This window comes from Verruconatronum alginivorum (genome assembly GCF_056590205.1).
The window spans coordinates 3,291,835-3,312,051 of sequence record NZ_JBWPVQ010000001.1 but is presented as its reverse complement, the minus strand read 5'-3'; the positions used below and the strand labels follow the sequence as shown (position 1 = coordinate 3,312,051).

Genomic DNA, 20,217 nt, shown 5'->3' with positions numbered 1-20,217 from the left:
TGGATTCTTCCATTCCAAGACCCCTCCCCAAACGCAAAAAGAGGCGGACGCCTTGCGGCATCCGCCCCCTTTTCAGGAAAACTTCCTTTTGCCGAACCTCATGTTACCCGAGGTCCCGCACGGCTTTCACCACCGAGGCGGCTTCGATGCCGAGTTCTTTCATCACGGTGTCGCCCGGAGCGCTGAGACCGAACCGGTCGATCCCGACCACCCGACCGTCGAGGCCGACGTAGCGATACCAGAGGCCGGTCACCCCGGCTTCGATCGCCACCCGCTTGCGGCAGGCCGTCGGCAACACTTGCTCCCGGTAATCGGCGCTCTGACGGTTGAACCGTTCCATGCAGGGAACCGAGACCACCCGGACGCCGTCGCCCAATTCCTTGGCCGCCGCCAAGGCATGCTGCAACTCGCTCCCCGAAGCCAGCAAAATCACCTTGAGATCGCCCTGCTCCTTCCTGGCGACGTAACCGCCCTTCAAGACACCTTCGCGCCGTTCCTTCACCGAAATCTCCTCCAGCGGCGGCAATCCTTGACGGGTCAACGCCAGCAAGGTCGGCCCTTCGGAGTTCGCCACCGCGGCGGCGAAGGCTCCGGCGGTTTCCTCCGGATCGGCCGGACGGATCACGTCGAGACCAGGAATCACCCGCAATCCGGAGACGGTCTCCACCGGTTGGTGGGTCGGACCGTCCTCCCCGACTCCGACGGAATCATGGGTAAAGATGTAAACCACCGGCAACCGGGCCAACGCCGCCAAACGGATCGACGGACGCAGGTAATCGGAAAACACCAGGAAGGTCGCTCCCGAAGCCCGGAAAAGACCGTCGTAAGCGACCCCGTTCATGATCGCCCCCATCGCGTGCTCGCGGATCCCGTAACGGATGTTCCGGCCAGCCGGGGTTTCCGACCCGAAATCGTCGCCATCCTTGATGTAGTTCAGGGTCGATCCATGCAAATCGGCGCTTCCACTGATCAGCAACGGACAAGCCTTCGCGATCGGCTGCAAGACATCCGCCCCGGCCTTCCGGGTGGCGATTTTAGTGCTCTGCGGAAATTCCGGGATTTGCTTCAAGATCTCAACCGCATCAAGCTTCTTGTTCCCGTAACCGCTGTCGAGCAACTCCGCTTTCTCCGGATTCGCCTTCCGCCAGGCGGAGAAACGCTCGGTCCACTCGCGGTGCTCGGCCAACAAGGACTCCTTGTGCGCGGCGAAATATTCTTTCACCTCGTCGGACACGTAGAACGTCTCCTCCGGCAACCCTAATCCCTTACGAGCGCTTTCCGCGAACTTCGCTCCGCCTTCGCCATGACCTTTGCTGGTCCCGGCCACTTCCGGAATCCCCCGGCCGATCTCGGTCTTGGCGATGATCATTTGAGGTTTGCCGGTCGCGGTTTTGGCCCGCTGATACGCCTGCAGGAAAGCGGCCATGTCATGGCCGTCGATCGTCTGCACGTCGAATCCGTAGGCTTCGTAGCGGGCGGCGGTGTCTTCGCTCTGGGTCTGATCCGCCATCGCGTCGAGGGTGACGTCGTTCGAATCATAGATCAGGATCAAGTTATCCAACTTGAAGTGACCGGCGAACGAAGAGGCTTCGGCCGCGATCCCTTCCTGCAAACAACCGTCGCCGGCCAGGACCACCACCTTGTAATCGAAAATCGGATGCTCGCCGGTGTTGAAACGGGCCGCCGCCATCTTGCCGGCGAGGGCCATCCCGACGCCGTTTCCAACTCCCTGGCCGAGCGGACCGGTGGTCGCTTCCACCCCCGGCGCGGCGTCTTCCCGCGGAGCTTCGCCCCATTCCGGATGGCCCGGGGTCTTGCTGTGCAACTTCCGGAAGTTCTTCACCTCCTGCAACGGAAGGTCGTAGCCGGAGAGATGAAGCCAGGTGTAAAGGAACATGCTCCCGTGCCCGGCCGAAAGGACGAAACGGTCGCGATTGATCCAGCGGGGGTCGTCCGGATTGTGCCGCAGGGCATTGCCGTAGAGGACGGCGCCGATTTCGGCGGCACCGAGCGGCAGGCCCAGATGCCCCGAGCTGCAGGCATGGACGGCATCGATCGCGAGCCCACGCGCGATATTCGCGGCCTGGCCCAGGATTTCGGCATTCAATTCACGGGATTTTTCTGTGGTAGCGGACATAATCGAGTTCTTTCTCTCTCCCAAGAGAGTTTAGTTTGAAACAAACGCTCCATTTTTCTTTTTCCTCCCCCGATGGCAAGCATTCGATGGCGGAACTCTCTCCGGGGACCAGGGCTATTTCATTTGTCCGATTTGTTGGAGTCCCGGATTCGGCCGGTTCCCACCTCGGTTCATCCCAGAAAGGTCCGTTGATAGCCGCGACGTAGCGTAAGCGAAGATGGCGAAGCAAAAGGCGCAAGATACGCAAAAGAAGAGGCTTATATTGGATATGAAAGTCGCCGGAACGGCGAACCATCCCTACGATGACATCTTATCATTTCTCTTTATTTTTGTGTCTTTTGCGCCTTTTCGTGGCTGCTCTAAGTGCTGGATTTAGGTTCAAAGACCGGCTGAAGCGGGAACTCCAACAAGGGACCGATCCCCTCTTCCCGACCATTCCTCGAAATAAAAAAAACGGGGAGCCTGGCGACTCCCCGTCTTTCATCGAGAAAACAACTATGAAAAGTAAAAACCGACTTTCCGCCTCAGGTCCGAACCAAGCGCTTTTCTTTGACCTTGGTGGCTTCCTTGCCGATACGGTCGCGCAAGTAGTATAGACGGGCGCGCATCACGACGCTCTCGCGGTCGACTTCGATCTTGTCGATGTTGGGGGAATTCACCGGGAACACCCGCTCGACGCCTTCGCCGTAGGAGATACGGCGAACCGTAAAGGTCTCCTGAATCCCGGATCCGCGCCGGGCGATGACGATACCCGAGAAAATCTGGATGCGCTCCTTTTCACCTTCGCGCACTTTCGTGTGCACCCGCACACCATCGCCCACCTTGAAAGGAGTGATGTCCTTCCGGACCTGGTCCTGGGTAATCTCTTTAACTATGGCTTTCATTGTCGTCTGTTGGTTGAATTAAATCCGGTCTCAGTCGCTTGGTGCGCTCCCGCCGCTGTTCCTGCCTCCACTGCTCGATGCGGGCGTGGTCCCCGCTCAACAAAACCTCGGGCACCTTCATCCCACGATACTCGGCCGGGCGAGTGAATTGCGGAAAAGAGAGCAACTTGTTCTGAAAACTATCCTGCGTCAAGGACTTTTCCTCACCTAAAACGCCGGGAATATAACGGGCCACCGCATCGATGAAAACGGCCGCCGCCAAGGTGCCGTTGGTCAAGACGTAATCCCCGATGCTGATCTCCCGCTCGATGAGCGTTTCCCGCACCCGGTGGTCGACGCCTTCATAATGCCCGCTCAACAAGAGCAGGTGTTTCTTCCCGGCAAACTCCCGGGCGAGCTCCGACGTGAGCGGCTCCCCGTCCGGCGCGAAATAGATCGTGGTGGTCTCCGGACGGCGCAATTCCTCAAAGGCGTCGAAAATCGGCTCCGGTTTCAACAGCATCCCGGCGCCGCCGCCAAACGGACGGTCGTCGGTCACCAGGTGTTTGCCGGTCGCCCAATCCCGCAGATTGTGCACCCCGATCTCGATCAGGCCTCGCTCGACGGCCCGCCCGATCATGCTTTCCGACAAAAATCCGTCGACCATCCGGGGAAAGAGCGTGAGCAGATCGACCTTCATCATTCGTCGCCGGAAACTCGAAAAGCGGGTTTCGCACCCGCTCGTGAGCCCTTGTTGAAAAAAGGGAAAAGTTTCGGTCCGGCGACCGATGCCGCCCGGACCGACTCAATAAAATTTGCCGCTAACCTCGAACTCAGGCGCTCGCGGTTTCCGCTTGCGCGGCGCGGGCCTTCTTGATCAGGGACCGGCTGGTGTCGGTCGGCAGGGCTCCGGTCTTGAGCCAATACTCGGCGCGCTCGAGGTTGAGCTTCAGTTGGTCGCCCTTCGCTTTCGGGCTGTAGGTGCCCAGGATCTCGGCGAACCGGCCGTCGCGGCGGGAACGTGCCTCGGCAACGACAATGCGATAGACCGGGTTGTGCGTGGAACCGGCGCGGGCCAATTTAATCTTCAGTGCCATAATGCTTTGATAGAAAGATTTTCGAAAAAAGAAGGAGATCTTCCGCCTTTTTTTAGTGTTGTCAAGTGACTTTCCTCCCTTTCAGCTCAGCTCTTTATGTTACAAGCAGGAATCGTCGGTTTACCGAATGTTGGCAAGTCCACTCTTTTTAACGCGTTGACCCGGACCCGCAAGGCCGAATCGGCCAATTATCCGTTTTGCACCATCGACCCGAACGTCGGCGTCGTGACCGTGCCGGACGACCGGCTCGCCGCGCTCCAAAAGATCGCCAGGACCAACGTGGTCATCCCGGCCGCGTTCGAGTTCGTCGACATCGCCGGCCTGGTCGCCGGAGCGAGCAAGGGCGAGGGGCTCGGCAACCAATTCCTCGCCAACATCCGCGAGGTCGACGCCATCGTCCATGTGGTCCGCTGCTTCGAAGACCCCGACGTCATCCACAACATGGGCTCAATCGATCCGATCCGCGACATTGAGGTCATCAACACCGAACTGATCCTGGCCGACATCGCCTCCCTCGAAAAGAGGAAGGATAAAGAACAGAAAAAGGCCCGGAGCGGCGACAAAGAGGCGGCCGCCACCATCGCCTTGATCGACAAACTTCTCCCGCACCTCAACGAAAACAAACCGGCGGTGACCTTCCCGATCGCCGACGACGAGGCTCCGGTCCTGCGAAACTTGTTCCTCCTCTCCTCCAAACCGGTCCTCTACGCGGCCAACGTCGCCGAGGGCGACCTCGCCAACGCCACGGAAAACCGCTACGTCCAGGCCGTCGAAAACTACGCCCGCGAACACCACGCCGCCGCCTGCACCGTGATCAGCGCCCGGATCGAGGCCGAACTGATCGACCTCTCCAAGGAGGAGGCGAAGGAATTCCTCGCCGACCTAGGGGTCGACGACTCCGGCGTCTCCAATCTGATTCGCGCCTCCTACGATCTCCTTGGCCTCGCCACCTACTTCACCGCCGGCGAAAAAGAGGTCCGTGCCTGGACCATCACCCGGGGGATGAAAGCCCCCCAGGCCGCGGGGGTGATCCACGGCGATTTCGAAAAAGGATTCATCAAAGCCGAAGTCGTCTCCTACGACGACCTCGTCTCGCTCGGCAGCGTCGCCGCCGCCCGCGAAGCCGGCAAATACCGTCTCGAAGGCAAGGAATACGTCTTCCAGGACGGCGACGTCGCCCTCTTCCGCTTCAACGTCTGAATCGATGAAAACCTGGGTGAAAATCACCATCCTCGTCCTCATTCTCCTCGCCCTTCTCTTCAGCCGGATCCTCTCCTGACCCGGGGCCGAAGAAAATTTTCCCCACCGCAGATTCCGCGGTTTTTGCAGATAAGGCTCCCTCGGCGGGTTCCTTACTGCCATTCGATACGTTCCACGGGGAGTCCGATTTTTTCACACAGGGAAACTTGGCGTTGGTCGCCGGTCACCATCAAATCGACGGACATCAACTCCGCCATCGCCACGTGAAGGATGTCCAATGTTCGGCAGAGGATCTTTTCAGTAAAAGAGAAAGCCAATAGATCCGCTCGTCGCCAGACTTCCGTCCAATCCGGAACCTCCCGCGCAAAACGTCCCGACACCACATCCTCCTCGAAATTTTTCAGCGTTCGATGCATGGCGACAACTTCAATGATGCCTCGCCCGCCGGCGGCCAAAATGGCGTTCTTGAGTTCCGTCATCTGAAGGGGAGTCAACGGCAAGAGACTGGCTTGCTTGGCTTTCGCCTGAACCCAATCGCTACCCGACTCCCAGATGTAGAGTTTTACCAAAGCTCCGGTATCGAGATAGATTTTCGCCACTGCATCGACTCCGAATCAATCGCGATCGCCGTAAATCAGAGAGCTAGCGGTAGTGGCTGTCCGATTCACCGCACCGGCCATTTTGGCCCGGGAGTGCCAATCCACTTCTTCCGGTCGGTCAGACCGTCCACCTCGCGGCGGGTGAAGAAACGCCACAATCTTCCCGTGCGAGGTCCACGCCAGTGCTTCCCCTGTTTCAAGCGTCGCCTTCACATCCTTCGTGCGATGAAGCAGGTCCCGCGTGGTGATCTCTTTCATGTTAGACAACATGTTTAACATTTGTCACCTGTCAAGACGGCAACCCGCGATCCCTTTCCCCCCCAACAACAGCCAGAGAACCAACAGAAATACATCATCAGGCAGCCGACGGTTTCCAGGACGGCGACGTCGCCCTCTTCCGCTTCAACGTCTGAGTCGATGAAAACCTGGGTGAAAATCACCATCCTCGTCCTCATTCTCCTCGCCCTTCTCTTCAGCCGGATCCTCTCCTGACCGGCCGAAGAAGATTTCCCCCACCGCAGATTCCGCGGATTTCCGCAGATCCTAAAAATCCGCAGACTCGCGATCCCCCCGCACCAACCAGAGTGCGAGCAAGGAAACCGTCACCCCGCGACCGTTCTTTTCGCGGCAGACTCATGGACAATACTTTCGCATCCGGGGCGGGGATGAAATAAAAGAACATGATTGGGTAGTTCGTCGGCATTCAGCTCCCGCGATGCGGGAAGCACTTCGGCCAACCGGGGACCGACTTCCCGGAGAACATCGATGAACGCGGCCGCAACATCTCCTCGCTTCAGGTCGCCCACCGCCACGTCCCGGAGACGACCAATCTCATCATTGCCCAATGCCTCCCTCACGCTCTCGTCAGCCAGTATCACAACGCGTCGTTCCACCAGGGAAAAGAAGATCAGCAATCCCGTCCTGTTGACCGTATTGGCCACTGCTCCCAACAAAAACACGTGGGCCGCCGCTTGCCTTACCTCAGCTTCCATCTCGGCCTCACTCACCACCAGAGACCGCAACGCCGGAAACCGGTTGGCCGAAACGCTCCCTGCGACAAATCCCGCGACCACCGCCAAGACCTGCCACCCAAAGGTCACCCCTGCCGTCCATGCTCCAGATGACGCCCAGCCTTGGAGGACATTAACCATTCCCAGCGCCAATAAGCCGAACGCCAAACCGATGATCGATTCCGCCCGGTCATAGCGCCCCGATGCAGTGGCCATCGCGCAGACGACCTCCGCCGAAGTATGGCGTTCGACTTCCGCTACCTGCTGCTCGATCCGCGCCCGATCATCCGAAGATATTGTATTTAATGCGTCCATACGTCCCCTTTACCACCGGCCTGTCGCTCCACCGCCTCCCGAAAATCCCCCACCGCCAAATCCGCCCCGGCTGCCAAACCCACCGCCCCACCCGCGTCCTCCTGAAGAACCATCCGAACAATCCAATTGCTTCAATAGGACGACTCCGCAAATTAAAATGAACCAGAAAAATACGGCTCCAAGGATTAGCAAAACGCCAACGATCAGGACCCACTTGCATTGTTCCTCAGGAAGTATTCTTCCAGGATGTCCCAAGGTGAACCACCCAATGAGGGAACACCCGACCACAATCATCATACCGATCCCCCACAGCGGAAGCGGTGAGGTTTCAAATGGCCGGGTTTCCAGCCGTTCAGCCCACACCGCAAGTCCCGCTGGCGGCGCGCCCTCCGGTCCGACCGCCGCCATCTCCACCAACGCATCGAGTCCGGCGATAATCCCGGCTCCATAATTCCCCCGCGCAAACTCCGGGACCATCCGCTGATTCATAATTCGGCTACAATGCCGATCCCACCCTCGACCCCAGTCGGCTCCCAATTCAATTCGAGCGCTGCGATCACCCAGGCTGACCAAGATCAAAATACCTCGATTGATCAAGCCGTCGTCAGTCACCTTTCCTATCTGCCAATGATCGAACCAGGCCGCGGCGAACTCTTCAATTGAATGTCCCCTCGCGCCATAGGTCGCTTTGGAGTGGATGGTAACGACCACAATCGCAGTATCATACTGATCGAAGGCATCCTCCTGCTGGAATCCCATTCGCTTCCGGTCCGATTCCGACAACACGCCCGCGTAATCCTGAACGAAGCTCCCATCCTCCGGAATCGGTGGAAACATCAAGTTTCCAGAACCTTCAAGGACAAACGCGAAAACGCCAAAAACAACCGAAAAAAGGCAAAGCATTGCATGCATCGGAGGGGCGCATTTTGAATACATCTCCGATATCTTTTCCAGCCCCACCCCAAGGAGCAATCCCAAAAAACGTAAGCGCCTGGCGATAGCACTCGATAGATCAACCGACGGTTACCATCAAATCGACGGCCACTAACTTCACCCCCCCAACAACAGCCAGAGAACCAACAGAAAAAACATCATCAGGCAGCCGACGGTTTCCCGGCGGCGCAGGGCGAACTCGCCGCGCCGGAACATTCCGTGCACCCATAGACTCCCGGCGATCCGCTCCAGCAGGGGATGGAAATCGATCCGCAATTTCTCGGCGCCGACCAAAGCCGATCCGCGCCTCCGACTCCAACGAGAGGTCCGTTCCAACCCCGTCACGATGTCCCCGGGAGGGATATTCACCGGTCTCGCAATTCCACCGATCCGATGCACTCCCCACAACATCCCCACGCCGACCAGGATCGGCCAAAGACTCCCCCAAATCCCGGCCAAACTCGGCTCCCCGGTCTCCAACTCCAACGCGTACCAAGGGATCGCGAAATAAACACCTCCCTTCGCCGCCAACAACGACGCCCCCCACGCTAGGCCCCGCCCCCGCAATCGACCCGTTTCTCCGCCCCCAGCCATCCGCGCCCGAGCCAACAGCCAGAATCGGCCGAGCAACAGCGTCGTCGCCACCGCCGACATCGGCAACAACACCTTCAACCACGGCGCGACCGGTCCGGGTATTTCCGTCGCCAGTTTCATCGCATCCTTGGCGATCGCCCCGCCCATCAGCGGAGCCCCGGCGATGGCCAGCGCCGGCACCAGCAACCCGGCCAGTATCCATCGCCGCGTCTCCGGCCGCAACCCGCCGCCGACCTCGCACACCGCCGCCCCAAGGAAGAGCGATCCTTTCGCGAAGGCATGGTTCAACGCATAAACTCCGAGAACGACCACCGCCGCTTCCCAGGCCGCGGGCTCCGCCAATCCCGCCCCGGCCACCACCAGCATCAGGCCCATCTGACTGATGCTCGAATAGGCCAGCACCGTTTTCATTTCCCGCTGGACCAGTCCGCAAACCACCGCGTAAAAGGCGGTGAACATCCCGAGTCCGACCATCCCGAGACTCCAGCCAGGCAGAGCGACTTCCCCTCCGGGAAAGAGTTGGATCCAACCGAGCAAGCCCGCCTTGATCATCACCCCACTCAAGACCGCGCTCGCCGGGGCCGGAGCCACCGGATGAGCCAGCGGCAGCCAGAGGTGCAGAGGGAAAATCCCCGCTTTCACCCCGAATCCGGCCAGCGCCAAAAAGACGATCAGATTCCGCTGCGACGATTCCGCCACCGCCCGCGAGGCGTCCGCCAACAGATAGGTTTCCGCCCCGGCGACGGCCAACAAGAACGCCCCGATGAGCATCGCCTCGCCGACCACCGCCATGATGATGTAAACCTTCCCCGCCCGCCATCCGTCGTCACTTCTCGAATACACCACCAATCCATAGGCGGAGAAGGTCATCAGTGCGAAGAAGGCATAAAACGAGGGCACGTCCCCCGCCAGCACCAGCCCGAAATTACCCGTCATCGTCAACAGCCAGTAACAGGCGAACGGTCCCGCCGACCGCTCTTTCACGTAGCCGACCGCATAACCGCCGGCGATCAGCCAGAGAGTCGCGGTGAAGAAGAGAAACACCGGTCCGCTGTGCGCCATTCCGAGATGGCTCTCCAGCATCAGCCATCCGAATACATCCGTCCGATCCGCGTCGCCGAACAACGCCAGCAGGAAGGCCGGCACCGCCGCCAGGGGACACATGGCCAACTTCCGTCTCCCTTCCGAGACCGCCGTGACCACCAAAAAGGCCGCCACCAAGGGAACCAATATGACGATCAAGGCGGTCATCTTTCCCCGTAGAGTTGCGCGGCGATTTGTTCCGCCAATTCCAATGGACTGAAGGGTGCGTTGGCAAACACCCCGACGATGATCGAGATTACCGCCGCCGCCATCGTTGGATAGAGCAGCGTCCGCGGCGTCTCCCGGCGGTCTTCACCCCGCGCTTCGAATTCCCGGCCCGCCCCCCGGAACCAGACCGTGTAAAGTATCGGCAGGAAATACCCGGCGTTCAACAGGGTGCTCGCGATCAACACCCACAACACCCAAGGCTGTCCCGCCTGCAATCCTCCTAGACCGAGATACCACTTGCTGACGAATCCCGCCAACGGCGGAAACCCGATCATCCCGAGCGCCGCCACCGTAAAGGCTCCCATCGTCCAGGGCAATCGTCGGCCTAGTCCGGCCATGTCACTGACTTTATGGATACCGGTCGTTTCCGCGACGTTCCCCGCGCAGAAAAAGAGGGTGATTTTCATCAGGCCTTGGTGCACCAGATGCACCAAACTCCCGACCGCCGAGGCCGGACCGAATATCGTCGCCCCCAGCACGATGTAGGCGACTTGACTGACCGTCGAATACGCCAATCTCCGTTTCAGGTCGTCCTGTCCCAACGCCCGCACCGATCCATACAGGATCGTGATCCCGGCCACCACCGCCACCGGAAACAGGAGATCCTGGGCCTCCGCGAAATGAACCCCGAAGACGTCGTAAACCACCCGCAATATCCCGAACGCCCCGGCCTTCACCACCGCCACCGCATGCAACAGGGCGCTCACCGGTGCCGGAGCCACCATCGCCACCGGCAACCATCCGTGCAACGGCACCAGCGCCGCTTTCACGCCCAACGCGAAGACCAGCAGGTAAAAGAGCGTCGCCACCTGCCAACCGCGATCCAGCGCCAACGTCTCCAAGACCCCCGTTTCCCCGAAATCGAACGGTCCCGCCAACGCATGCATCCAAACCACCGCGGCGAACAACGCCGTTCCCCCGGCCATCGTGTAAATCAGATAGGTCCGCCCGGCCCGCAACGCTTCCCGACTGCCGCGATGCACCACCAGCGGATAGGTCACCAGCGTCAGGAATTCGTAGAAAATGAAAAAGGTGATCAGATTCCCGGCCAGCGCGATCCCGACGCTCGCGGTCACGCACATGCTGAAGAACCCGAAGAATCGGTTCCGATGCGGCGAATCCTCCAGATAACCGATCGCGTAAACCGTCGTCACGAACCAGAGCAGACTCGATAGCGTCAGGAAGAGGAGCGACATCAGATCGACCCGCAGCACGAAATCGAAGTCGAACAGGATCTGATAGCGGACCTCATAGCTGTATCCCCGGAAAACCGCTCCGTAAAAGATCACCGCCACCAACACCAGTTTCAATCCGGCCGCCAACAGGTTGAGCGCGATCCGCGTCTTCTGGTTTTCCTCTTTGAGCAAAAAGATCACCAACCCCGCCAGAAACGAGGTCGCGATCACCAGGACCGGCATCCATCCGGAGTCGTTCATCGAACCACCTCCTCCATCCCGGCGGGATCGGCCACTGGCTCGATCAAGAGCATCGGCTCCTGTACCCGCAATCCAATGACGACCGCCGCCAACGCCAGCCCGAGCGTGGTCAACTCCATCGCCAACGGCACCGGCCGCAACACCGGCACGTCCTCGGTCGACCGAAAGGCGTAGGAGAGTATGTGAAACGCATAAGCCGCCGTCAGCAATGCCCCGCCAACCAACGGCGGAATCCACCACCACTGTCCGCTCTCGATCGCCGCCGTCAGCAGCAGCCATTTCGCCACGAACCCGCCGCTGGGCGGCAGCCCGATCAACGTGACGCACGACAACGCGATCGCGAAGGTGGTGACCGGCATCCGGCTGGCGATTCCGTTCATGTCCCGCAGCCGTTCGCTGCCGAGCGCGTACAACACCACCCCCGCCGCCAACAACAGGGCCGCTTTGGCCACGGCGTGTGAAACAAGTTGATACATGCCGCCGGTCCAGGCCGCGAGGGTCCAATCGGTGCCGGTCGCCCCGGTGAGCAGCGGAAACAGCAAAAAGAGGAATCCCATCTGACTCACCGTCGAATAGGCGATGATCAATTTCAACCGTTGTGCCCGCAGCGCCTGGATCGCCCCCCAAATGATTCCGCCCGCCCCGAGCGCTCCCAGCAATTGAGCCGCCCCGGTCGTCGCGATTTCCGGAAAGAGGTCGAACCAGAGCCGCAGCGCCACGTAAAACGGTCCTTTCACCACCACCCCCGACAGCATCGCGCTCCCGGGGCCGATCGCCCCGGAATGGGCGGGCGGCAACCAAAAATGAAAGGGAAAGAGCGACGCCTTCGCCACCACCCCGAACAACAGCAACGCCGCCGCCATCGCCATCAGGGGCGACGGTTCCAACCGCCCGGCCAACTCCCCGAGATCGAGCGTCCCATGCGCGGCATACATCAGCGCAACCCCCAAAAAGAAGGCTAGCGATCCGGGCAGACGGGCGAAATAATACTGGAGCGAGGCCGCCCGGGCCCGGCGGGTTCCAGCCAACGCCGCCATCCCGACCGCCGCCATCCCGACCAACTCCAGGAAGAAGAATATCATCAGGAGGTTAGTCGACAAGAGGAGTCCGTTCAACCCGGTCAACAACGCCAACCAAAGCAGCCAAAACCGCCGCGCCACCCCCGGACGGAGATGCACCTGCTCCAAGCGCAGATAAAACCAGGCATAACCAACCACCGCCAATCCGGCGAAGGCCGCCGTGACCACCAGAATCACACTGAGACCGTCAGCCAGAAATCCGATTTCGGCCGCCGCCATCCATCCTTCCACCGCGATACCGATCCCGCCGCCACCGGCCACCGCGGCCGCCACCGCCGCCGCGATCAGGAAATTTACTCCGGTTGCCCCGACCGCGACCGCCGCGCTCCCCCGGGGGAAAAGGAGGCACGCCAACCAAGCCAAAAACGGGATCAAGACGAGGCTCGCGATCATCGACCGCACCTCGTTTCCCGCTCCCCGGCGATCCCCCGGGCCACCGTCAATCCCCACCACCCGACCATCACCGCGATTCCCCACCCGATCACCGCCGCCGGCCACGCGCCCAAGTCTCCCCGCAACGTCACCAGCACCATCGCAACCGCCAACGCCGCCGCCTGCGCCCCGCCGATCCGCAGTCCGACGGTTTTGCCCAGCAAAAGAACGATCATCCCCAGAAAAAAGAGTCCGACCCCCAGCCCGGCCACGGTCAACCGGAGAGCCGACGGCCGGGGTTCAAACGGAAACGCCGCCAAGGCCCCGGCCAGCGAGTAGGTCAAGAAGAGGGCGGCCCCCGCCGCCCCCGCTCCCAAGATCCACCGCCGGATGGTCAGCCCGTCCGTTCTGTGCCCGCCTTTTCCCATCACATTGTCAATCTCACCTTTATAAAACAGCCCCCTCCGTTTGGCAATGCCTCCCGAAGGCCCGAATTTCAATTCGTTGGAGTTCCGCATTCATGCGGTCCGGGCGTTTGGGAAACATCGACTCCAACGGGATTGAACGTGGTGGGAAAAACAGACAACCGTCTGTCATTGCGAGGAAGGAGGAACGACTGACGCGGCAATCCACGTTCCGAGAAAGGGGGCGCGGGTCGCTGTTTCGTGGATTGCTTCGTCGGCGGAGCCTCCTCGCAATGACACGATGGTGATCCTTTCCCCTTGTTGTTTGCCAAACGGTCCGCTTTATTGATCCTTTTTCCTTTTCTCCTATGAGTCTCGATTCACCAATCGCAACCCACGTCGACGGCAGCGACCATTCCTACTTGGTCGTCGCCGCCAGCTACAACGGCCAACTCGTCGACGCCTTGCTCGAAAACACCGTCGCCACCCTCCGCGCGGCCAACGTCCCCGAGGGAAAAATCGACGTCCTGCGCGTCCCCGGGTCCGGCGAAGTCCCCTATGGGATCCAGCTCGGGATGGAAACCGGCAGCTACGATTGCTGCATCGGCCTCGGCGTCCTCGTCCGCGGCGACACTTTCCATTACCAGCAAATCGCCCAGAGCGTCAGCGACGCCCTCCAGATGGTTTCCCTCAACCATGGGATGCCGGTGGTCAACGGCGTCGTCGTCGCCGAAAACCGGGCCCAAGCCGAGGAGCGGACCACCGGGAAACTGAATCGCGGCAAGGAATTCGCCGCCTGCGCCTTGCAATTGACCGCACTTCGACGGAAGAGAGAACAGAACCATGAGCAGTAATTTATCCAGACGCCGCGAATCACGGATCGCGGCGGTCCAGTTTCTCTACATCTGGGAAGTCAACCGTCCCGACAACCTCACCGAAAGCGTCCGCTCCTTCTTCGAAGGCAAAGACGAGGAGCGCGATTACTACGCTTTCGCCGAGGAACTGATTTTCGGCACGGTCGAGAAAATCGAGGAGGTCGACTCCAAGATCCGTTCCCTCACCCGCAATTGGGACTTCAAACGGATCGCCAAGGTCGACCTCTCCATCCTCCGTCTCGCGGTTTTCGAGATCCTGTTCCGCAAAGACATTCCGCCGATCGTCTCCATCAACGAGGCGATCGACTTGAGCAAACTCCTCTCCAACCACGATGCCAAACGTTTCATCAACGGCATCCTCGACAAATTGAAAGACGAGCTCGACCGGCCTCTCCGCCGGGCCTCCAACGACTGATCCGGACCGATCCTTCGGAGCCGCCGCTCCCTCCTCGCGATGCGCCAGTTCTTTAAAAAGTTCAAAGACGGGTTTTCGAAAACCAGCCAAAACCTCTGGGCCTCCAGCCGGGGGCTTTTCACCGGACGCAAACTCGACGCCGATTCCCTCGAACAACTGGAGGAGGCCCTCTACGCCGCCGATTTCGGGGTCGAAACCACCACCGAAATCATCGACGAAGTCCAGGCCGCCGTGAAACGCGACCGCGACCTCCGCGGACAGGATGTCGCCACCATCGGCTCGACCGTCCTGAAGCGGGTTCTGGAAGGCTCCGAGGGTCAGCTCAAAGAGGCTCCCGCGAAGCCGACCGTCATTTGCCTGATCGGAGTCAACGGCTCCGGCAAGACCACCACCTGCGCCAAACTTGCCCATGCCCTCCGCCAGGACGGCAAGGAGGTTTTGATGGCCGCCTGCGACACCTTCCGGGCCGCCGCCAACGAACAGATCAAAGCGTGGTCGCAACGACTCGACATCGAATTGGTCGCCAGCCACCACGGCGCCGATTCCGCCGCCGTCGCCTTCGACGCCTGGAAGGCCGCCAACAGCCGGGGCAAGGATTACCTGATCCTCGACACCGCCGGCCGCCTCCACACCAAAAGCAACCTGATGGACGAGCTGGCCAAGATCAAACGGGTCCTCCAGAAACAGGATCCGAAGGCCCCCCATTATTCCCTTCTGGTGGTCGACGGCAGCCTCGGTTCCAACTCGATCGAACAGGCGAAAGTCTTCCACAAATCGTTCGGCCTCGACGGCCTGATCGTCACCAAGCTCGACGGCACCAGCCGCGGCGGCGCCCTCGTCGGCACCTTCCGGGAACTGAACCTCCCGATCTTCTTCCTCGGTTTGGGAGAACAGCCCGACGACCTCCAGCCGTATTCGGTCGACACCTACGTCTCCGCCGTCTTCGGCCCCGAAGCCGTCGCTTCATAGGATTCCATCGAAGGACGCCAACGCCATTCTTTCAGCAGCCTTCGGTTAGTCTGTCATTGCGAGGAAGGCGGAACGACTGACGCGGCAATCCACCTTCCGGAAAAGGGGGGCGCGGATCGCTGTTTCGTGGATTGCTTCGTCGGCGGAGCTCCTCGCAATGACACGATGGTAATCCCACCACTTCTGATTAAACCCGCCCCGCCCCTACAACCGGAAATTCCCTTGCCTCCCGAACGGTCCGCTGCTACAAATCGCAGCTCCATAACACTTAACGCTTGTTCCTATTCACATGTCACGACCTGTCACTCTCTTCACCGGCCAATGGGCCGACCTTCCGCTCGCCGAACTCGCCCCCGCCGCCAAGGAAATGGGCTACGACGGCCTCGAACTCGCCTGCTGGGGCGATCATCTTGACGTCGCGCAAGCATCCCAGGATTCCGGATACTGCCGCGAAAAACGGGCGTTCATGGAGAAGAACGGGCTCCAACTGCACGCGATTTCCCACCATTTGGCCGGACAACTCGTCTGCGATCTCAACGACGACGCCCGCTCCGACGCTCTCGCCCCAGCGGAAGTCCGGGGAAATCCCGACAAAAAACGGGAATGGGCCATCGAAACCATGAAACAAGCCGCCCGGGCCGCCAAAAACCTGGGGGTTTCGGTCGTCAACGGCTTCACCGGCTCCCCGATCTGGCACATGCTCTACGCGTTCCCCCCGGTCGGCCAGGATACGATCGAAGCCGGCTTCGCCCGTTTCGCCGAACTCTGGAATCCGATTCTCGACGAGTTCGACAAATGCGGCGTCCGCTTCGCCCTCGAGGTTCATCCAACCGAAATCGCGTTTGACATCATCACCGCCGAACGCGCCCTCAAAGCCCTCGATAACCGGGAATCCTTCGGCTTCAACTTCGACCCGAGCCACCTCCATTGGCAATTCGTCGATCCGGTGCAATTCATCCGCTCTTTCCCCGACCGCATCTATCACGTCCACATGAAGGATGCCATCCGCACCCTCGACGGACGATCCGGCATCCTCGCCTCCCACCTCGACTTCGGCGACGCCGGACGGGGCTGGGACTTCCGCTCCGTGGGCCGGGGCGAGGTCAATTTCGAGGAAATCATCCGCGCCCTCAACCGGATCGGCTACACCGGCCCCCTTTCGGTCGAATGGGAGGACAGCGGCATGGAACGCTTCCACGGCGCCCGTGAATCCTGCGAATACGTCAAGGCAATCGATTTCCAACCGAGCAACCTCGCTTTCGACGCCGCTTTCGAACGCAAATAAATCAACTACCACACTTACATCATCCAGTTATGAACCGAAAACTTCGCATGGGAATGGTCGGCGGCGGCCAAGGGGCTTTCATCGGAGGCGTTCACCGGATCGCGGCCGCCTTGGACAACCAAATCGAACTGGTGGCGGGGGCGTTTTCCTCGAATCCCAAACGCTCCCAGGCCTCCGGCAAAGAACTTCTCCTCAATCCCGACCGGGTCTATCCAGATTACGCCACCATGGCGAAAAAGGAAGCGGCGTTGCCGGACGATCAGCGAATCGACTTCGTCAGCATCGTCACCCCCAACAACTCCCATTTCGACATCGCCAGCACCTTCCTGAAGGCCGGGTTCCACGTCGTTTGCGACAAACCGATGACCTTCGACCTCAAAGAGGCCCGCGCCTTGCGGAAACTGGTGCAAAAATCGGGCAGGATCTTCGCCCTCACCCATAACTACACCGGCTACCCGATGGTCAAGCAGGCCCGGGCGATGGTGGCCAAAAAGCAGATCGGAAAGATCCTGAAAGTTGTCGTCGAGTATCCCCAAGGCTGGCTTCTCGACTCCCCGGAAAAATCGGGGCAAAAACAGGCCTCCTGGCGGACCGATCCGAAACAGGCCGGCGCCTCGCTTTGCATCGGCGACATCGGCACCCACGCCGAAAACCTGGCCCGCTACATCACCGGTCTCGAAATCGACGCGGTCTGCGCGGAATTCACTTCCTTCGGAGCCGGACGCAAACTCGAGGACGATGCCAACCTCCTGATCCGCTACCACGGCGGCGCCAAGGGGATCCTCTACGCCTCGCAGATCTCCGCGGGCGAGGAGAACGGTCTGCGCATCCGTGTTTACGGCGAAAAAGGGGGACTCGAATGGTGTCAGGAAGAACCGAATACACTTCGACTCAAACTCAACGACAAACCCGACCAGATCCTGACTCGGGGAAGCGGCTATCTCGCCAAAGAGGCCCTTGCCGCCTGCCGCACTCCCCCCGGCCACCCGGAGGCATTTCTTGAAGCGTTCGCCAACATCTACCGCGAAGCCGCCCGGGCCATCGCCGACTCCATCGCGGGCCGCAAACCAAAAACTTACGATTTCCCGAACGCCGACGACGGCCTCCTCGGCATGGCCTTCATCGAAACCGCCGTCAAATCCGCCAAATCCACCCAAAAGTGGACCAAGATGCGGAGAGAATTATGAATGATGAGTTACGAGTTATGAAGCTCAACTCCGTCAGTAATAATTCATAACGCAATTGTTGGAGTCCCGCCCTTAGACGGTCCCCACCTCGACTCAAAGACCGAGGTTGACGGTCTTCGGCTGAAGCACGAACTTCCCGCTTAAGCTCTGTTTCATCGAGTAAAAACTCGATGCTGCTATGAGGGTTTCGTGACAAGCGGAAAATGAAACCGTTGTTTGATTTATTTTTCTTAGGACATTCTTAAGATCTGCTTTCTTACCTTAGTTCCCCTAGCGGGGGTTTGGGGGCGGCAATGAGCCCCAATCTTTTGGCCTTTGGAGTTGCCCCCGGAAAGGAATGTCTCTCGTCCCCGGTCCCCTCGAACTGGCCGGGGGGACAAACTGCTATCCGCGCGTGCCTTAGAGGCAGCGCATTATAATTTATGCGACCCCCGGCGAGGCCGGAGGAAAAGAGGGACGGAGCAAGCGGCACAATCTACAGGAACGGATGAAAGTCCAAGCATCGAAACGTGCGCGCTCCACTCCGAAATCGGGTTCGCTTCAGGCAAAAAGATCAAAGAACAAAAAGGGAAGTTGGTTGCCCTCAGCCGACTGCAACCTCGGGCATCCTCAGGCCGAGCTTCTCAGGCGTGGTTTGACCGGTGGCCAACCGCCACAGATCGATGGCGAGCTTGCGGGCGGCCGCGACCGCGATCTTGCGCCGAGACCGGCCGCTGACAAGCTTCTCGACCAACTCGCGCACGGGCGGGTAATCGGGTTGCCATCGCACCATGCGCCAGACCGCTTCGATTAACAGGGCGCGTATTCGCGGATTGCCGTGCTTGTTTATACTCAGATCCCGGGAGGATCCTCCGCTTTGGTGAACCCCGGCACATAATCCGACGAAGCCGGCCACTTGACGCCGGTTCTTAAACCGTCCCCAGTCGCAGATCTCCCGCAGGAGCATCACCCAGGTCAGGGCTCCGATTCCGACCGGCAGAGGCTGTTTAACCTCCTCGACCAGTTCCTTTTTGATGGCCCTTTCCTTCTCGTCGAGCTTCAGCAGAATCTCACGCATTACCTCAAGTTGCTGGACCAGATACTCGGGTAATTCGAGACAGAGATCCTTCCATTTGCGCGGCCCCCACCAACGGCCTTTCACGTGGAATCCCTGCGCCAGCAACGCGCTTCGACCACGTGCCTCCCATCCACTCCGGCTCTTCTTGATCTGATCGCGCAGACGTGATCTCGCCCGCGCCTGTTCTTCCTCCTGGCTTGGCACACGAATGACCGTGAAGGCCTTCTTGTTGCCTCGCAAATAGCGGTCGAGTTGGTCGACCAGCCCCCGCGCATCAAGGTTATCCGTCTTTTGGTTGCGTCCGCCCGCCAGGCTCACCGGGGCAACCACGAAAACGGTGGCTCCCAATTCGGTGAGCTGGCGGTATAATCCATAGCCGCAAGGACCAGCCTCATAACAGGCATAAACCTTCAGGTCGGCGGCCACTAACTTGCCAACGAGGCGAACCAGTTCCTCGTGCTTCAAGCGCAACGGGCGTTGCGGCAAGCTGCCGTCCACCTGTAGGCAAGCCACGCCATCGCGGGCATGAAGATCGATCCCGAGCTTGACCTCCTGCCCATTGGACGAGACGATTCCGTTAATCAATTTGGAGAAGTTATTTTTCGATTGGTTATTCATATCGGGCGACATGTTGGAGAATTCTTTCCCACTTGTCGCCCTCATGTTATCTACGGTAGCATCCGGCTTTCGCCGGATGACTGGAGCGGCGCGCTTCAGGCGCCGTCTGTGCCGAAGTTGACGCTCTTCGGCTGAAGCACGAAGTTCCGGCTTAAGCTCTGGTTCATCGAGTGAAAACTCGATGCTACGGTAGCATCCGGCTTTCGCCGGATGACTGGAGCGGCGCGCTTTGGCCACCGTCAGTGCCGAAGTTGACGGTCTTCGTCTGAAGCACGAAGTTCCGGCTTAATCTCTGGTTCATCGAGTGAAAACTCGATGCTACGGGTAGCATCCCGGCTTTCGCCGGATGACTGGAGCGGCGCGCTTTAGCCGCCGTCTGTGCCGAAGTTGACGCTCTTCGGCTGAAGCACGAACTTCCGGCTTAAGCTCTGCTTCATCGAGTGAAAACTCGATGCTACGCG

The 20,217-nt window shown here is 59.9% G+C and carries 20 protein-coding genes; 7 read left to right on the top strand and 13 right to left on the bottom strand.

Features of this window, described 5'->3' with window-relative positions:
- Nucleotides 1-103: 103 nt before the first annotated feature.
- The 4 genes from tkt to rpsP all read right to left on the bottom strand — a co-directional run bounded on the left by tkt (nt 104) and on the right by rpsP (nt 4,097).
- Nucleotides 104-2,137, bottom strand: coding sequence for a transketolase (gene tkt / locus ACWUI2_RS11775; protein ID WP_486983041.1), 2,034 nt, complete (start codon nt 2,135-2,137; stop codon nt 104-106).
- Nucleotides 2,138-2,661: 524 nt separating this feature from the next.
- Nucleotides 2,662-3,021: a 50S ribosomal protein L19 gene (rplS, locus tag ACWUI2_RS11770; RefSeq protein ID WP_486983040.1), complete on the bottom strand. Its 360-nt coding sequence runs from the start codon at nt 3,019-3,021 to the stop codon at nt 2,662-2,664.
- On the bottom strand, nt 3,005-3,700 hold the full coding sequence (gene trmD, locus ACWUI2_RS11765) for a tRNA (guanosine(37)-N1)-methyltransferase TrmD (RefSeq protein ID WP_486985062.1): 696 nt from the start codon (nt 3,698-3,700) through the stop codon (nt 3,005-3,007). Before trmD ends, rplS begins: the two co-directional genes overlap by 17 nt.
- A gap of 133 nt (nt 3,701-3,833) precedes the next feature.
- Nucleotides 3,834-4,097: a 30S ribosomal protein S16 gene (gene rpsP / locus ACWUI2_RS11760; RefSeq protein WP_486983039.1), complete on the bottom strand. Its 264-nt coding sequence runs from the start codon at nt 4,095-4,097 to the stop codon at nt 3,834-3,836.
- 96 nt (nt 4,098-4,193) lie between these two features.
- Here rpsP and ychF point away from each other — a divergent pair, with 96 nt between their 5' ends.
- Nucleotides 4,194-5,297 (top strand): redox-regulated ATPase YchF, encoded by a 1,104-nt coding sequence (gene ychF / locus ACWUI2_RS11755; RefSeq protein WP_486983038.1) that lies wholly within the window; start codon nt 4,194-4,196, stop codon nt 5,295-5,297.
- Between the two features lie 152 nt (nt 5,298-5,449).
- Here ychF and ACWUI2_RS11750 read toward each other — a convergent pair whose 3' ends face one another.
- A complete protein-coding gene (locus ACWUI2_RS11750; protein WP_486983037.1) occupies nt 5,450-5,896 on the bottom strand; it encodes a type II toxin-antitoxin system VapC family toxin in 447 nt (148 codons plus the stop codon).
- 15 nt (nt 5,897-5,911) lie between these two features.
- The gene (locus tag ACWUI2_RS11745) at nt 5,912-6,154 is read right to left on the bottom strand and encodes a hypothetical protein (protein WP_486983036.1); all 243 of its coding nucleotides are present in this window, start codon (nt 6,152-6,154) and stop codon (nt 5,912-5,914) included.
- Nucleotides 6,155-6,175: 21 nt separating this feature from the next.
- On the opposite strand from ACWUI2_RS11745, the gene ACWUI2_RS11740 reads away from it, so the two are divergent.
- Nucleotides 6,176-6,388 (top strand): hypothetical protein, encoded by a 213-nt coding sequence (locus tag ACWUI2_RS11740; RefSeq protein WP_486983035.1) that lies wholly within the window; start codon nt 6,176-6,178, stop codon nt 6,386-6,388.
- A 110-nt stretch (nt 6,389-6,498) separates the two neighbouring features.
- Here ACWUI2_RS11740 and ACWUI2_RS11735 read toward each other — a convergent pair whose 3' ends face one another.
- The 6 genes from ACWUI2_RS11735 to ACWUI2_RS11710 all read right to left on the bottom strand — a co-directional run bounded on the left by ACWUI2_RS11735 (nt 6,499) and on the right by ACWUI2_RS11710 (nt 13,374).
- A complete protein-coding gene (locus ACWUI2_RS11735) occupies nt 6,499-7,221 on the bottom strand; it encodes a TPM domain-containing protein (protein ID WP_486983034.1) in 723 nt (240 codons plus the stop codon).
- A gap of 9 nt (nt 7,222-7,230) precedes the next feature.
- Nucleotides 7,231-8,058: a TPM domain-containing protein gene (locus tag ACWUI2_RS11730; RefSeq protein ID WP_486983033.1), complete on the bottom strand. Its 828-nt coding sequence runs from the start codon at nt 8,056-8,058 to the stop codon at nt 7,231-7,233.
- A gap of 213 nt (nt 8,059-8,271) precedes the next feature.
- Nucleotides 8,272-9,999: a complex I subunit 5 family protein gene (locus ACWUI2_RS11725; protein ID WP_486983032.1), complete on the bottom strand. Its 1,728-nt coding sequence runs from the start codon at nt 9,997-9,999 to the stop codon at nt 8,272-8,274.
- Nucleotides 9,996-11,495 (bottom strand): proton-conducting transporter transmembrane domain-containing protein, encoded by a 1,500-nt coding sequence (locus ACWUI2_RS11720; protein ID WP_486983031.1) that lies wholly within the window; start codon nt 11,493-11,495, stop codon nt 9,996-9,998. Before ACWUI2_RS11720 ends, ACWUI2_RS11725 begins: the two co-directional genes overlap by 4 nt.
- Nucleotides 11,492-12,967, bottom strand: a complete 1,476-nt coding sequence (locus ACWUI2_RS11715; protein WP_486983030.1) for a complex I subunit 5 family protein — start codon at nt 12,965-12,967, stop codon at nt 11,492-11,494. The genes ACWUI2_RS11720 and ACWUI2_RS11715 overlap by 4 nt, the downstream gene beginning before the upstream one ends.
- On the bottom strand, nt 12,964-13,374 hold the full coding sequence (locus ACWUI2_RS11710) for a hypothetical protein (protein ID WP_486983029.1): 411 nt from the start codon (nt 13,372-13,374) through the stop codon (nt 12,964-12,966). Before ACWUI2_RS11710 ends, ACWUI2_RS11715 begins: the two co-directional genes overlap by 4 nt.
- 344 nt (nt 13,375-13,718) lie before the next feature.
- Here ACWUI2_RS11710 and ribH point away from each other — a divergent pair, with 344 nt between their 5' ends.
- From ribH to ACWUI2_RS11685, 5 genes are all read left to right on the top strand, one after another.
- The gene (ribH, locus tag ACWUI2_RS11705) at nt 13,719-14,204 is read left to right on the top strand and encodes a 6,7-dimethyl-8-ribityllumazine synthase (protein WP_486983028.1); all 486 of its coding nucleotides are present in this window, start codon (nt 13,719-13,721) and stop codon (nt 14,202-14,204) included.
- A complete protein-coding gene (gene nusB, locus ACWUI2_RS11700; RefSeq protein WP_486983027.1) occupies nt 14,194-14,640 on the top strand; it encodes a transcription antitermination factor NusB in 447 nt (148 codons plus the stop codon). The genes ribH and nusB overlap by 11 nt, the downstream gene beginning before the upstream one ends.
- A gap of 39 nt (nt 14,641-14,679) precedes the next feature.
- Nucleotides 14,680-15,609: a signal recognition particle-docking protein FtsY gene (gene ftsY, locus ACWUI2_RS11695; RefSeq protein ID WP_486983026.1), complete on the top strand. Its 930-nt coding sequence runs from the start codon at nt 14,680-14,682 to the stop codon at nt 15,607-15,609.
- Between the two features lie 289 nt (nt 15,610-15,898).
- Nucleotides 15,899-16,894, top strand: a complete 996-nt coding sequence (locus ACWUI2_RS11690; protein WP_486983025.1) for a sugar phosphate isomerase/epimerase family protein — start codon at nt 15,899-15,901, stop codon at nt 16,892-16,894.
- 29 nt (nt 16,895-16,923) lie between these two features.
- Nucleotides 16,924-18,081 (top strand): Gfo/Idh/MocA family protein, encoded by a 1,158-nt coding sequence (locus ACWUI2_RS11685; protein ID WP_486983024.1) that lies wholly within the window; start codon nt 16,924-16,926, stop codon nt 18,079-18,081.
- A 583-nt stretch (nt 18,082-18,664) separates the two neighbouring features.
- Here the strand turns inward: ACWUI2_RS11685 and ACWUI2_RS11680 are convergent.
- The gene (locus ACWUI2_RS11680; RefSeq protein ID WP_486981276.1) at nt 18,665-19,801 is read right to left on the bottom strand and encodes an IS110 family RNA-guided transposase; all 1,137 of its coding nucleotides are present in this window, start codon (nt 19,799-19,801) and stop codon (nt 18,665-18,667) included.
- Between the last annotated feature and the right edge of the window lie 416 nt (nt 19,802-20,217).